General features: G+C 68.7%; 17 protein-coding genes and 1 tRNA gene. 11 read left to right on the top strand and 7 right to left on the bottom strand.

What is annotated here, in order from left to right; all coding sequences use genetic code 11:
* Positions 1 to 94 precede the first annotated feature (94 nt).
* Positions 95 to 1,651 carry a UbiD family decarboxylase gene (locus U5A56_RS01950; protein WP_124487762.1) on the top strand — a complete coding sequence of 519 codons (1,557 nt, stop codon included), beginning with the start codon at positions 95 to 97 and terminating at the stop codon, positions 1,649 to 1,651.
* Between the two features lie 34 nt (positions 1,652 to 1,685).
* Positions 1,686 to 2,360, top strand: a complete 675-nt coding sequence (locus U5A56_RS01945) for a LysE family translocator (RefSeq protein ID WP_321920822.1) — start codon at positions 1,686 to 1,688, stop codon at positions 2,358 to 2,360.
* A gap of 103 nt (positions 2,361 to 2,463) precedes the next feature.
* On the opposite strand, the gene U5A56_RS01940 is transcribed toward U5A56_RS01945, so the two are convergent.
* A complete protein-coding gene (locus tag U5A56_RS01940; protein WP_044846230.1) occupies positions 2,464 to 2,757 on the bottom strand; it encodes a hypothetical protein in 294 nt (97 codons plus the stop codon).
* 512 nt (positions 2,758 to 3,269) lie between these two features.
* On the opposite strand from U5A56_RS01940, the gene U5A56_RS01935 reads away from it, so the two are divergent.
* Together U5A56_RS01935 and U5A56_RS01930 are read left to right on the top strand one after the other, a co-directional pair.
* Entirely contained in the window at positions 3,270 to 4,199 is a 930-nt protein-coding gene (locus tag U5A56_RS01935; RefSeq protein ID WP_321812489.1) for a Rossmann-like and DUF2520 domain-containing protein, read from the top strand.
* Positions 4,200 to 4,275: 76 nt separating this feature from the next.
* Entirely contained in the window at positions 4,276 to 4,839 is a 564-nt protein-coding gene (locus U5A56_RS01930) for a YggT family protein (protein ID WP_044846232.1), read from the top strand.
* 14 nt (positions 4,840 to 4,853) lie between these two features.
* Here the strand turns inward: U5A56_RS01930 and U5A56_RS01925 are convergent, their stop codons facing one another.
* Together U5A56_RS01925 and crcB are read right to left on the bottom strand one after the other, a co-directional pair.
* Positions 4,854 to 5,204 (bottom strand): DUF190 domain-containing protein, encoded by a 351-nt coding sequence (locus U5A56_RS01925; protein ID WP_044846233.1) that lies wholly within the window; start codon positions 5,202 to 5,204, stop codon positions 4,854 to 4,856.
* Between the two features lie 24 nt (positions 5,205 to 5,228).
* Positions 5,229 to 5,615 (bottom strand): fluoride efflux transporter CrcB, encoded by a 387-nt coding sequence (crcB, locus tag U5A56_RS01920; protein ID WP_044846234.1) that lies wholly within the window; start codon positions 5,613 to 5,615, stop codon positions 5,229 to 5,231.
* A 54-nt stretch (positions 5,616 to 5,669) separates the two neighbouring features.
* Between crcB and U5A56_RS01915 the strand changes: the two genes are divergently transcribed.
* Together U5A56_RS01915 and U5A56_RS01910 are read left to right on the top strand one after the other, a co-directional pair.
* On the top strand, positions 5,670 to 5,888 hold the full coding sequence (locus U5A56_RS01915; protein ID WP_321920821.1) for a hypothetical protein: 219 nt from the start codon (positions 5,670 to 5,672) through the stop codon (positions 5,886 to 5,888).
* A gap of 137 nt (positions 5,889 to 6,025) precedes the next feature.
* Positions 6,026 to 7,237, top strand: coding sequence for a S53 family peptidase (locus U5A56_RS01910; protein WP_321920820.1), 1,212 nt, complete (start codon positions 6,026 to 6,028; stop codon positions 7,235 to 7,237).
* A gap of 128 nt (positions 7,238 to 7,365) precedes the next feature.
* Here U5A56_RS01910 and U5A56_RS01905 read toward each other — a convergent pair whose 3' ends face one another.
* Entirely contained in the window at positions 7,366 to 8,250 is an 885-nt protein-coding gene (locus U5A56_RS01905) for an SIR2 family NAD-dependent protein deacylase (RefSeq protein ID WP_321920819.1), read from the bottom strand.
* Between the two features lie 79 nt (positions 8,251 to 8,329).
* Entirely contained in the window at positions 8,330 to 8,935 is a 606-nt protein-coding gene (locus U5A56_RS01900) for an NUDIX domain-containing protein (RefSeq protein ID WP_321920818.1), read from the bottom strand.
* Positions 8,936 to 9,016: 81 nt separating this feature from the next.
* On the opposite strand from U5A56_RS01900, the gene U5A56_RS01895 reads away from it, so the two are divergent.
* The 3 genes from U5A56_RS01895 to U5A56_RS01885 all read left to right on the top strand — a co-directional run bounded on the left by U5A56_RS01895 (position 9,017) and on the right by U5A56_RS01885 (position 11,046).
* A complete protein-coding gene (locus tag U5A56_RS01895) occupies positions 9,017 to 9,772 on the top strand; it encodes a DeoR/GlpR family DNA-binding transcription regulator (protein WP_321920817.1) in 756 nt (251 codons plus the stop codon).
* A 129-nt stretch (positions 9,773 to 9,901) separates the two neighbouring features.
* A complete protein-coding gene (locus tag U5A56_RS01890; RefSeq protein ID WP_321821438.1) occupies positions 9,902 to 10,513 on the top strand; it encodes a chromate transporter in 612 nt (203 codons plus the stop codon).
* On the top strand, positions 10,510 to 11,046 hold the full coding sequence (locus tag U5A56_RS01885; RefSeq protein ID WP_321920816.1) for a chromate transporter: 537 nt from the start codon (positions 10,510 to 10,512) through the stop codon (positions 11,044 to 11,046). The genes U5A56_RS01890 and U5A56_RS01885 overlap by 4 nt, the downstream gene beginning before the upstream one ends.
* A gap of 83 nt (positions 11,047 to 11,129) precedes the next feature.
* Here U5A56_RS01885 and U5A56_RS01880 read toward each other — a convergent pair whose 3' ends face one another.
* A complete protein-coding gene (locus U5A56_RS01880) occupies positions 11,130 to 12,290 on the bottom strand; it encodes an enolase C-terminal domain-like protein (RefSeq protein ID WP_321920815.1) in 1,161 nt (386 codons plus the stop codon).
* A 191-nt stretch (positions 12,291 to 12,481) separates the two neighbouring features.
* On the opposite strand from U5A56_RS01880, the gene U5A56_RS01875 reads away from it, so the two are divergent.
* A complete protein-coding gene (locus U5A56_RS01875) occupies positions 12,482 to 12,613 on the top strand; it encodes a hypothetical protein (protein WP_321920814.1) in 132 nt (43 codons plus the stop codon).
* 62 nt (positions 12,614 to 12,675) lie between these two features.
* Here U5A56_RS01875 and U5A56_RS01870 read toward each other — a convergent pair whose 3' ends face one another.
* Complete coding sequence (locus U5A56_RS01870; protein ID WP_027783759.1) at positions 12,676 to 13,020, bottom strand: cupin domain-containing protein; 345 nt, start codon at positions 13,018 to 13,020, stop codon at positions 12,676 to 12,678.
* A 304-nt stretch (positions 13,021 to 13,324) separates the two neighbouring features.
* On the opposite strand from U5A56_RS01870, the gene U5A56_RS01865 reads away from it, so the two are divergent.
* Positions 13,325 to 13,399 (top strand) — tRNA-Gly (locus tag U5A56_RS01865).
* Positions 13,400 to 13,443: the final 44 nt, after the last annotated feature.

Genomic DNA, 13,443 nt, shown 5'->3' with positions numbered 1-13,443 from the left:
CGGCCCGGGTAAAATCTGCGCTCGATTCGGGGCCGCAGCCGGCCGCTGCGCCCGCCCATCGCTGCCCGCCTTGCGGGCGGCCCGGACCTTGTTCATGAAATACAAAGACTTACGCGATTTCATCCAGCGCCTCGAGGCGCTCGGCGAACTGCGGCGCGTCACGCAACCCGTGTCGCCCGTGCTCGAAATGACCGAGCTGTGCGACCGCGTGCTGCGCGCCGGCGGCCCGGCGCTGCTGTTCGCCGCGCCGCCCGGCAATGCGTTCCCGGTGCTCGGCAACCTGTTCGGCACACCGCGCCGCGTCGCGCTCGGGATGGGCGTCGATGCGGGCGACGACGCCGCGCTCGGCTCGCTGCGCGACCTCGGGCGGCTGCTGTCCGCGCTGAAGGAGCCCGATCCGCCGAAGAGCCTGAAGGACGCCGGCAAGCTGCTGTCGCTCGCGAAGGCCGTATGGGACATGGCGCCGAAATCGGTGTCGTCGCCGCCGTGCCAGGAGATCGTCTGGGAAGGTGCCGACGTCGACCTGCACAAGCTGCCGATCCAGACCTGCTGGCCCGGCGACGCGGGGCCGCTCGTCACGTGGGGCCTCACGGTCACGCGCGGGCCGAACAAGCCGCGCCAGAACCTCGGCATCTATCGCCAGCAGCTGATCGGCCGCAACAAGTTGATCATGCGCTGGCTCGCGCATCGCGGCGGTGCGCTCGACTTCCGCGAATTCGCGCTGAAGAACCCCGGCAAGCCGTATCCGGTCGCGGTCGTGCTCGGCGCGGATCCGGCCACGACGCTCGGCGCGGTGACGCCGGTGCCCGATTCGCTGTCCGAGTATCAGTTCGCCGGCCTGCTGCGCGGCAGCCGCACCGAGCTCGCGAAGTGCCTGACGCCCGGCGTCGACACGCTGCAGGTGCCCGCCCGCGCGGAGATCGTGCTCGAAGGGTTCATTTATCCGCAGGAAGGCGCGCCCGCCCCCGCCCCGGCCGGCGCACCGCCGCGGCCGGCCGGCAACGCGTCGGCCGCTTATGAGCACGCGCTCGAAGGCCCGTACGGCGACCACACCGGCTACTACAACGAACAGGAGTGGTTCCCGGTGTTCACCGTCGAGCGCATCACGATGCGCCGCGACGCGATCTATCACTCGACCTATACGGGCAAGCCGCCCGACGAGCCGGCCGTGCTCGGCGTCGCGCTCAACGAGGTGTTCGTGCCGCTGCTGCAGAAGCAGTTCACCGAGATCACCGACTTCTACCTGCCGCCGGAAGGCTGCAGCTACCGGATGGCGATCGTCCAGATGAAGAAGAGCTACGCCGGCCATGCGAAGCGCGTGATGTTCGGCGTGTGGAGCTTCCTGCGGCAGTTCATGTACACGAAGTTCATCGTGGTCGTCGACGAGGACGTGAACATCCGCGACTGGAACGAGGTGATCTGGGCGATCACGACGCGCGTCGACCCCGTGCGCGACACCGTGATGGTCGACAGCACGCCGATCGACTATCTCGATTTCGCGTCGCCCGTCGCGGGCCTCGGCTCGAAGATGGGGCTCGACGCGACCAACAAGTGGCCCGGCGAGACGAACCGCGAATGGGGCCGCCCGATCGAGATGGACGCCGCCGTGAAGGCGCGCGTCGACCGCCTCTGGCAGGAGATCGGACTGTAAGTCCGCGCGTTGAACGCACCCGATAAGAACGACGATGAGCTTTCCTCCCGCCTCGATGCTGTCCGACGGATTCTTCCTGTCGCTGTCGCTGTGTCTCGACATCGGCCTCGTCAACGTCGCGATGCTGTCGCTGACGCTGTCGCACGGCTTCCGGCCCGGCTTCTGGCTCGGCGTCGGCTCGTGCGTCGGCGACCTCGTCTACGCGGCGCTCGCGCTCGCCGGCATGGCCGTGCTGCTGCAGTTCGAGGCCGTGCGCTGGATCGTCTGGATCGGCGGCGGTGCGGTGCTGCTGTTCCTCACGTGGAAGATGACGCGTGAAGCGCTCGCGCCGGCCGGCGGCACCGACGACGGCGATGCGGACGACACGCCGCAGCCGCGTGCCAGTGCGCGGCGCAGCTTCATGCGCGGGATGCTGCTCGCGATGTCGTCGCCGAGCGCAATCCTGTGGTTCGCGGCGGTCGGCGGCGCGCTGATCGCGAAAGCCGGCGCGACCACGCCGGCCTCGGCGTCGGTGTTCCTGTCCGGCTTCTTCCTCGGCGGCCTCGCGTGGACGCTCTTCATGTGCACGCTCGCGAGCCAGGGCCGCAAGCGCGCGGGCGCGGGGCTGATGCGCGCATGCCACGTCGCGTCGGCGCTGCTGTTCGCGTATTTCTCGTACAGCGTGATCGTCGGCGGCTATCGCGACCTGATTGCGCACGCCGTGGCGTAACCGGCGCGCACAGGATCGCGCGCCCAATGAAAAACGGCGCAACGCCCCACGCGGGACGTTGCGCCGTTTTGCCGCGCGCGGTCAGGCCGCCGCGCGGAATGCGTCAACGACGCCAGTAGCCGTGGTGGCCCCAGCCGCCGTAACCGTGACGCCAGTACGGACGGCCGTAGTAGCCGCCGACGACCACGGGGGGCGGTGCATAGTAGGCCGGCGCCGGCGCGTAATACACGGGCGGGGGCGGCGGTGCGTAGTACACGGGCGGCGGCGCCGCATACACGGGATACGCAGGTGCGATCGGAACCCCGATGCCGACCCCGATCGACACGTGGGCCTGCGCGGCGCTCGCGGCACCCAGGCCCAGCGCGGCGGCGGCGATGAACGGAATGAGCTTTTTCACTTCGATTCTCCTGCTGGAGCGGTAATTTGTGCGCCCCTGTCGGCAACGGCGGGCATGCACGTCGCATGCAAGCAATGTAGCGAAAACCCGCCGCGCGCGTATCGCGCATTTGTTGCAAATTGCAATTCCACCCGGCTGCAAACACCGTGCGGCGTGGCCTTGCGGATCCTCGACATCGCTTGCCGGTCGCGTGATTCCGTCCGACCAGTGAAAGCGCGACACATTGTCCGGTCAGTCTTACCGGATCCGGCAAGCACGGCGGGCATGCTTCCGTAATGAACGATTACAAATTTGAGACAAGACGCCGACAATTCAACGGCGATGCGGCCCCCGCGTGATTCGGGGCCGAATCACGCGGGGGCCGCGGGCAGCGAAAGCGGCCGCGCGAATTTACCGGTACCCGGTGTCGAACGCCGCCGTCCAGATCGGCCTCGCCCGGCGCCGCCCTTGCGCGGCCGCCCCGTCATTCCTGCGATACTGGCGGCTGCTCCGTTTTCGCTTCGTCACCCACCATGTCCCTTCCCGACACGCCCCGCCTCGGCTTCATCGGCGCCGGCCGCCTGGCGCGCTGCCTCGCGCTGCGTTTCGCGGCCGCCGGCTTTCCGGTCGTCGCGATCGCGAGCCGCACGGCGGAATCGGCCACGGCGCTCGCCGCGCGCATCGACGGCTGCCGCGCGGTCGACACGCCGCAGCAGGTCGTCGACGCCGCCGACCTGATCTTCCTCACCGTGCCCGACGACCATCTCGCGTCGACCGCCGCGGCGCTGCGGTTCGACGCGGCGCGCGCGGCGAGCCAGGCGCTCGTCCACTGCAGCGGCGCGTCGGCGGTCGAGCTGCTCGATCCGGCCAAGCGGCAAGGCGCGGCCACGGGCGGCTTCCATCCGCTCTACCTGTTCGGCGGCACCGACGCCGATCTCGCCCGCATCGACGGCTGCTCGGTCACGCTCGAAGCCGACGGCGCGCTGCACGCGACGCTGCTGCGGCTTGCTGACGCACTCGGCTGCCATCCGCTGTCGATTCCGGCCGGCGGCCGGATGCTCTATCACGCGGCCGCCCATTACGCGGCGAGCTTCGCGCTGTGCGGGCTGTCGGAGGCGGTCGAGCTGTGGCGCGGCCTCGGCTTCGACGAGGAAGCGGCGCTGCGCGCGCTGCTGCCGATGCTCGCCGGCACGATCGAGACCGCGCGCGACAAGGGCCTCGCGAACGCACTCGCGGGCCCGGTATCGCGCGGCGACACCGGCATCGTCGAGCGTCAGCTCGCGCTGCTCGAGGCGCGCGGCGGCGATCACGCGACGCTGTACGCGCTGATGACCCGCCGCGCGGTCGCGCTCGCGGCGAAGCGCGCCGCGCCGCCGGCCGCGCTGCCGGCGCTCGCGCAGGCCGTCGAAACGTCGCTCGCGCGCACGACCGGGCACCCCTCCCCGCCGCGGGACGAGGCGTGATAAGGTGTCGGCCGATGCGCCGCCATCCGGCGTTGGCGGCCGCACGCTACTCGACTGTATAAAAAGGATGCCAACGATGTTCGGCGAGATCGCCCGTTTTCTGCTCAATACCGTCTTCACGCTGTTCGGCGCCGCGCTGATCCTGCGCGTCTGGATGCAGGCCGTCCGCGTGCCGCCGTACAACCCCGTCACGCAGGCCGTGCTGCAGGCGACCAACTGGCTCGTGCTGCCGCTGCGCCGCGTGATCGCGGGCGTGCGCGGCATCGACTGGGCAAGCGTCGTCGCAGCGCTGCTCACCGCGCTCGTCTATGTGGTGCTGATGGTCGTGATGGCCGGCTTCGACCCGGCCTCGGTGATCGCGACGCTCGTCGTGGTCGCGCTGCTCACCGTCGTGAAGTGGGCGCTCAATCTCGTGATCTGGATGACGATCCTGATGGCGCTGCTGTCGTGGCTCAATCCGCGCTCGCCGGCGATGCCGATCCTCTACCAGCTCACCGCACCGTTCCTGAACCCGCTGCGCCGCGTGATCCCGAACCTCGGCGGCATCGACCTGTCGCCGATCCTGCTGTTCGTGATCGTGCAGGTGCTGCTGATGATCGTCACGCGCGCCGCCGTGTCGCTGACGATCTTCGGCATCTGATCCGACGTGTCGCGCTACGCTGCCGGCCCCTGCGCCGGCGGCGCCTCGAGCGTGTCGATCACGCCGAAATTCGCCGGAATCATCGCGTAGCACACGCGCACTTTCTCGCGCGACACGCGCTCGAGCAGCCGCTGCGCCTCGTCCTCGGTGACGATGAACTCGACCTCGACCGCGAGCGAACCCTGCAGTTCGAAAAAGCGGTCCTCGTGCAGCACCCGATGCCGGCCGAAGCCGGCCATCGCGCGAAACGCCGAACCGCCCGCGACCCCCATCCGGTTTCCCTCCTCCAGCAACCACTCCCACAGCGGCTTCCAGTGCAGCCGGTGCTGCTCGTGCACGTAGAAGCGCAAGAAGACCCTGTCCATCGCGTCCTCCCGGTGCCGGCGCGCTCAGGCCGCCGCGAACCACGCGCGCGCGGTCCACATGCCGAGCGCCGTCAGCGTGAATGATCCAGTCAAGTGTAGGGCAGCCACCGCGAACGCCCATCCGAATTCGCCCTGCACCGCGTGCGTCATCACTTCGACCGAATAGGTCGAGAACGTCGTGAGGCCGCCGAGGAAGCCGGTGATCACGAACAGCCGCCACTCGGGCGGCAGCCCGACGCGGGTGGTAAAAACGACGGCGGCAACGCCGATCACGTAGCCGCCGATCAGGTTCGCGGCGAGCGTGCCGAGCGGCACGGCGGGAAAGAACGCGTTGAGCGCAAGGCTCAGGAACCAGCGCAGCAATGCGCCGAGTCCGGCGCCGACGAAGATCGCGACCATCGAATAGAACAAGGGAACTCCTCGCTGACGAGCCCGCATCGCCGGATGCGGCCTACGCCGAACTGTATGCGCAATCGCGCCGCGGCGGCAATGCCGGAGGACCGGCGGACGCGGCCCGGATCGCGTCGCACCGGCATCACGCATTTCGTTATTCCGGCATCCGTGCCGCAATCGATGTTTTCCAATCGATTACGCCGGACATTACAAATCAAACCGGCGTCGATTATTTATCAGATTTTTAATACCGGAAAGATCAGCTTCATCGGGCGGCACGCCAGCGCTTGAACGCCGCATTCCATTGGTATTTCACGTATTTACCCTCATCAGATATTCCCGTATTCGTTCGATATCCGATGCAATTTACGCAGCCGATTTCGTAGAATTGTTTCGCCCCCTACTCCATCGACATGGAGATTCGAAGAATGAACAATATCCGCCTGTCTTCCATGTTGATACCGGCGCTGTGCGCGTCGCTGCTCGCGTCGAGCGTCGCGCTCGCCGGGGACAACGGGCCGCCGCCCTACGTCGAGGGCGCCCGTGCACCCAAGGGATTCGCCCGTCCGCCGTTCCATACGAAACCGCGCGCAAGCACGGCCACGGTGGCCGGCCTCACGCCGGCGCTCACCCGGCACGCGTACGGATTCGACACGATCGCCAACCAGGGCGACGGGATGGTCGTTGCGATCGTCGACGCGTACGACGACCCGCGGATCGAGTCCGATCTCGGCGTGTTCAGCAACGCGTTCTCGTTGCCGGCCTGCACCACGGCGAACGGTTGCTTCACCAAGGTATATGCACGCGGCGCACGGCCCAGGGCCGATTCGGGCTGGGCGCTCGAGATATCGCTCGACGTCGAATGGGTGCATGCGATCGCGCCGAAGGCGAAGATCGTGCTCGTCGAGGCCGCGTCGGCCAGCTTCAACGACCTGATGGCCGCGGTCGACGTCGCGGTCAAGCGCGGCGCGTCGGTCGTGTCGATGAGCTTCGGCGGCAACGAGTTCATCAGCGAAACCGGCTTCGACAGCCACTTCAACGTATCGGGTGTCACGTTCGTCGCGTCATCCGGCGACAGCGGCACCGGCACCGAGTACCCGGCGGCGTCGCCCTACGTGGTGGCGGTGGGCGGCACGACGTTGTCCACCGACGCGTCCGGCGCCTACGTCGGCGAGGCCGCGTGGAGCGGCAGCGGCGGCGGCGTGAGTTCCGTCGAGGGCGAACCGGCCGGCCAGACCGCCTGGCCGGTGCCGGTCGCCGGCAAGCGCGCCGTGCCCGACGTCAGCTACGACGCGAACCCGTCCAGCGGTTTCGCGGTGTACGACTCGGTCACCTACCAGGGGCAGGCGGGCTGGTTCCAGGTCGGCGGCACCAGCGCGGGCGCGCCGCAATGGTCGGCACTCGTCGCAATCGCGAATTCGCTGCGCGCGGCAGCCGGCAAAAGCCCGTTGAGCGGTACCTACAACACGCTCTATACGGTCGGGAAAAACGCCTACGGCAGCGACTATCACGACGTCACGACCGGGTCCAACGGCAGCTGCGGCAGCATCTGCAACGCCGCGGGCGGCTACGACTACGTGACCGGCCTCGGTTCGCCGCAAGCACCGGCACTCGTGCAGGCGCTCGTCGGCCAGCCGTAACGGGTGAACGCAGGCCGTGCCGGGGTGCGGCGTTCAATCGCCGTGCCGTGCGACAAGCCCCGGCACTCGTGCAGGCGCTCGTCGGCCAACCGCAACGGGCGAACGCAGGCCGTGCCGGGGTGCGGCGTTCAACCGCCGTGCCACGCGCGGTCGAGCGCGGCGAGCGTCGCGAGCGCGCCGCCCTTCAGCCCGATCACGTCCGCGCGGCGCGCATGGGCTTCGCGTGCGTTGATGCGGATCACGTCGGCGCCGAGCCGTTCGCTCAGCAGCCGCACGGTTGGAATCGCGGTGCCCGCGCCGATCTCGACGACGCTCACCCGTCCTGCCTGCGCGATCCAGTCGTGCAGCGCCCGCTCCTGCGCGTCGTAGCGTTCGCCAAGCCAGCCGTGGTCGCCGAACATCAGGATGTTCGGCCGCGCGAGGCCGCCGCACCGCGGGCAGCGCGGCAACTCGCCGACCAGCCGGCACGCGGCCGCGTCGACGTCGGGCGTAAACGGCGCGGCGTCCCACGTGTCGTCCGAGCAGGGTCGCAGGCATTGCATCGAATGAATCGAACCGTGAATCTCGACGACACGCGCCGGATCGAAGCCGGCCTTCTGGAACTGGCCGTCGACATTGCTCGTCAGCACGAAGCCGCCGTTCGGCATCGCGTCCATCCAGCGCCGCAGGATCGCAAAGCCCGCGTGCGGCACCGTCCGACGGTAGAGTTCGAGACGGTGCCCGTAGAAGCCCCATGCGAGCTGCGGATGCGCGCGGAACGCCTGCGGCGACGCGATCTCGTGGAATTCGAAACGCGCTTGGCGCAGCGCCGGATACGCGCGCCAGAAGCCGTCCGTGCCGCGGAAATCGGGCAGCCCCGAATCGACGCCGATGCCGGCGCCGGCCGTCACGAGCAGCGCATCGGCCCGCGCGAGCGCCTCGACGGCGGACGCGACCAGATGCGCCGGTAGTGGCGCGGCAGCGGCGTTGGAATCGGCGGAACCGGTGGAGTCGGGCGAATCGGAAATCGGCATGATGGCGCTGCGGTAGCGTCGAACGTTGTACGAATGGCGTCGCGCGATCATACGCCCGTTCGAGTGCCGCGCCACGGCCTCATCCCGTCGTTGCGCGCCCGCCCGCGGGTTCACGCAGCGCGACGTACTGCAGCAGCATGATCGTCTTGGCGTCGACGATCTCGCCGCGCTCGACGGCATCCAGCGCCGCATGCAGCGGCATCTCGACGACCTCGAGATCCTCGCCCTCCTCCACGATCCCGCCGCCATCGCCCGTGCGCAGCGACGCATCGTATTCGCCGACGAAGAAATGCAGCTTCTCGGTCACCGAGCCCGGGCTCATGAACGCCTCGAACACCTTGCGCACGCCGCGCACGCGATAGCCGGTTTCCTCTTCGGCCTCGGCACGGATGCGTGCGTCGGGCGTCGCGTCGTCGAGCAGGCCCGCGGCGGCTTCGAGCAGCATCCCGTCGTGCCCGTTGACGAACGCCGGCATCCGGAACTGCCGCGTGAGCAGCACGTCGCCCGTCGCCGCGTTGCGCAGCAGGATGGTCGCGCCGTTGCCGCGATCGTAGGTTTCGCGGCTCAGGCGCTGCCACGTGCCGTCGCGGCGCAGGAAATCGAACGTGACCTTCTTCAGCACATACCAGTCATCGGACAGCACCGTCGTATCGACGATGCGGACGCGGTCCCGCGTTGCGGCCATGGCGGCCTCCCATTCGACAAGTGATGGCACTCATGGTAACGTGCATATTCGTGCACTTTCAAGAAATTTCGTGCAACCACGATGCTGACGACCCAACGCAAGAAAGCGATCCTCGACGCGCTCGCCCGCGACGGCCAGGTGCTGGCTGTCGAACTGAGCGCGCAATTCGGCGTGTCCGAGGACACGGTGCGCCGCGACCTGCGCGAGCTGGCGGCCGAAGGCCTGCTGCAACGCGTGCACGGCGGCGCGCTGCCGGCGTCGCCGGCCGTCGCGCCGTTCGCGCAGCGCGAGACGCTCGACACGGCGGAAAAGCGGCGTATCGCACGCCGGGCCGCGCAGATGATCGCGCCCGGACAGGTCGTGATCGTCGACGGCGGCACGACCTCGGCCTTGCTCGTCAGCCAGTTGCCGCCCGACCTGCGCGCGACGATCGTCACGCACAGCCCGAGCGTCGCCGTCGCGCTGGCCGCGCATCCGTCGATCGACGTGATCCTGATCGGCGGACGGTTGTACAAGCATTCGATCGTCGCGGTAGGCGCCGCGGCGATGGAAGGCATCGCGCGCATCCACGCCGACCTGTATTTCATGGGCGTCACGGGCGTTCATCCGGTCGCGGGGCTCAGCACCGGCGACTTCGAGGAAGCGGCAATCAAGCGCGCGCTGGCCGCGCGAGCCGGCGAGATGATCGTGCTGGCGTCGCAATCCAAGCTGCGTGCGGCGTCGCAGTTCGTGATCGGCGAGCTCGCGCTCGCACAGGCCATCGTGGTCGAACGGGAAACCGATGCGGCGCTGACCGAGCCGATCGAGGCCGCGGGCGTGACGGTCGTGCGGGCCTAGCCGCGCGCCGGTTTCGGCGGGCGCGCCGACGTCGTTGCGCAAGCATCCTCGCCGGCCCGATGTCAGCGTGCTGACAGGCACCGCTTGCTACCATGGGCGACTGCCCACCCGCCGCGCCTTGTCCGTCCGATGTCTTCGCCCGCCACCCCGATCGCACCCGCGCCGCCCGACGGCGCTGCCCCGCCCCCCGGCGTCCTCGCCCTGTTCATCGCGTTCGCGCAAATCGGCCTCACCAGCTTCGGCGGCGGGCTGAGCGGGCGCATGATGCGCGACTTCGTGCACGAGCGGCGCTGGCTCGACGAAGAGGCGTTCCTCAACGGCCTCGCGCTGTCGCAGGCGCTGCCGGGCGTCAACGTGAAGAATCTCGCGATCTGGATCGGCTACCGGCTGGCCGGATGGCGCGGCGCGGTGGCCGGCTTCACCGGCATCATCGCGCCGCCGGCCGTGCTGATCGTGCTGTTCGGCGTCGCGTTCTCGACGCTCACGCGCTTTCCACTCACGCATGTCGCACTCGCGGGCGCGGCCGCTGCGGCAATCGGGCTGTCGATCTCGATGGCGATCACCGCGGTGCGCCGGCTGCCGCGCCGCGCGCTGCCGTTCGCGGTGACGACGCTCACGTTCGTGTCGGTGGCGGTGCTGCACTGGCCGCTCGTCTGGACCGTGCTGATCGGCGGCACGCTGAGCGTCGCGCTCGAATACCGCCGTGCGGGCGCCGCCGCGGCCGGGAGCGCCGAACGATGACGACCCCGTCACGCTATGCCACCCTGTTCGGCGTATTCGCACCGCTGTCGATCGCGACGATCGGCGGCGGCCAGGCGATCATCGCCGACATCCAGCGGCAGGTCGTCGACGTGCATCACTGGATGACGGCCACGCAGTTCGTGAACGACTTCGCGATCGCGCGGATGGCGCCCGGCCCCGGCTCGCTGCTCGCGACGCTGATCGGCTGGCAGGTGGCGGGCTTCTGGGGCGCGGTGATCGCGACGCTCGCGCTGTTCGGGCCGACCGCGTTCCTGATCTACGGCGTCGCGCATCTGTGGCGGCGGCACCAGGGCGCACGCTGGCAGATCGCACTCGAAGCCGGCCTGCGCCCGGTCGCGGCCGGCATGATCCTCGCGTCGGTCTGGGTGCTGCTGCGCGCGCTCGACGGCGGCTGGGCCGCGCGGGCGATCGCGGTCGGGTCGACCGTGTGCGTGATGGGCACGCGCATTCATGCGTTGCTGCTGATCGTCGTCGGCGCGTTGCTGCTGGTCGGCGTGCACGCGATCGGCTGACGGCAGCATCGACGCCAAGCCGGCCCGCCAAAGCATGCACGGCCCGCTTCGCGATCGACGCACGCCGACACCGGCGGCGCCGGTCAGCGGCCCGCGACCGCGCGAAACGCGCGACAGGCATCGGCATGCAGCTCGAAACCGATGCCCGGCGCCTGCGGCACGGGCGTGTAGCCGGCGTCGACCGTTGCGCCGTCCGCCAGCCCGCTGAACGGATGGAACGCGAACGGGCTGACTTCCGAGCCGCCGAGCCCGAGCGCCGACACGACGTGCAGCGAGAACAGATGACCGCCATGCGGCCAGAACGCATCGCGCCGCCAGCCATTCGACACGAAATGGTCGACGATCTGCAGGTAGCCCGGCAGGCCATAGCAATGCACCGGATCGAACACGAGGACGTCGCGGTCCGGGCGCAGGCCGCCGTAGCGCTCGAGCAGCTTCGCTTCCGCGAGCGAGAACAACGCCTCGCCGGCCGCGACCGGCGGCGCGTATTGCGCAGTCAGGTCCGCGTGAAGCGGCAGGTCGAGCGGGTCGCACAGATCCTCGAACCACCAGAGTTCGAACGGGGCCAGCCGGGCGGCGGCGGCGGGGCCGCTCGTCGCGTCGTACGCGTTCATCGCGTCGACCGCGAGATGCGAGCTGTCGGCAAGACAGGCCGCGGCGGCTTCGATGCGGCGTATGTCCTGGTCGATATCCGGGCCGCCGATCTTGATCTTCGCGTGCGTGTAGCCGAGATCGGCGATGCGGCGCATCTCGTCCGACAGGTGCGGGAGATCGTCGTGCGGATAGCGGTAGCCGCCACCCGCGTAGACGCGCACGCGGGGCGCCGCGTGGCGCGCGAGCCGGTCGGCGACGAAGCGATGGAGCGGCAGGCCCGCGATCTTCGCGGCGGCATCCCAGATCGCCATGTCGAGCACGCCGACCGCGACGCAGCGTTCGCCGTGCCCGCCGGGCTTCTCGCCCGCCATCATCGCGCGCCATGCGCGAAACGGATCGAGGTTCGTGCCGGCGTCGTCGGCGATGGCGTGCGCGGCGGCCAGCAGACGCGGCGCGAACCGTTCGCGAATCAGCCCGCCCTGCGCATGGCGGCCGACCGACGCGTAGCCGTAGCCCGTGACCGGCCGGCCATCGCGCACGACATCGGTGACGATCGCGACGACGCTCGTCGTCAGGCCGCCCGACGGAATCGCCGGATCGGCATAGCGGGAAACCGGGATCGCCTGCTCGCGGATGTCGGTGATGCGCATGGTCGGGGTTCCGGGAAAACGTTCGGCGTTCGCGGGCCATGCACGCGCGGCAGCCGGCGTGACGGGCGGATCGCTGCATCATAGGCGCTTGCGCGATGCCCTGCAGGCTCGCGATCGTCGCGACGCGGTGAACTCATGCGACTCGATCGACAGCGTCCGAATCGCGCCGTACCGCATCGGTGTGCGGACGCGTGCTCCGTAGTGCCGGGCGTGCGACCACGCTCGGCGAGCTGTTTCCGAACCGGAATGCGTTTTATTTTATTGGGCCGGTGTTCGCTGCTGGCGATCCCCGGCTGAATCCGCTGTTCGTCGATATCGGCTGAAGGTGCGGCTCAACGCGTAGGTGCGACCGGCGCGTTGGCGCAGCCCGAACCGATCCACACGCTCACGCGAAGACGAAGTACTTGCGCACCGTCTCCACCACTTCCCACGTTCCTTTCATGCCGGGTTCGATCACGAACACGTCGCCGGCCTTCAGGTGCACCGGCTCCTCGCCTTCCGGCGTGATGATGCAGTAGCCGTCGAGGAAGTGGCAGTACTCCCATTTCTCGTAGTTCACCTCGAACTTGCCCGGCGTGCAGATCCAGGTGCCCATGATCTTGCTGCCGTCCTTGGAGACGTAGGCGTTGAGGTTCACGGTGTGCGGATCGCCGCCGATGCGCTTCCACTTGGTCGCGTCGAGGACCGGGGTCGGGCAGGTTTTGCGCAGAACGGTGATGAAATCGGACATGTCAGCTCCAGACTAACGATCGGGTAAGAGGTCTGTCACGTTAGTTCGAAAGCTGCGCCGCAGCTTGTATGGGTCCGACACCGACTCGTTCATTTTCGACACGGGCCCGCATGCGGGCGCGCCGCCAGCGCATTTTCCGGACGGCCTTACGTTGACGGACCGCTGCAGACCGATCCTTGACGCTCATTACGGGCGATCAATCGCACCGCCACCGGGCCATGCCGGTTTCAAGGCCGGCGGCCAAAACGCCTCAAAACGCCTCACTTGCAACATCCGCGCCAAACCCTGTAGAATTACGCGTTCTGCGGGCGTCGTATAATGGCCATTACCTCAGCTTCCCAAGCTGATGACGTGGGTTCGATTCCCATCGCCCGCTCCACATACCACCTAGCCCCTTGATTCCACTGGGTTATGTGCGTGCCT

The organism is Burkholderia sp. BCC1998 (genome assembly GCF_905339875.1).
In the GTDB taxonomy this organism is placed as follows: domain Bacteria; phylum Pseudomonadota; class Gammaproteobacteria; order Burkholderiales; family Burkholderiaceae; genus Burkholderia.
Note: the sequence above shows the minus strand (reverse complement) of the source record. Positions and strands in the feature narration are given on the sequence as shown.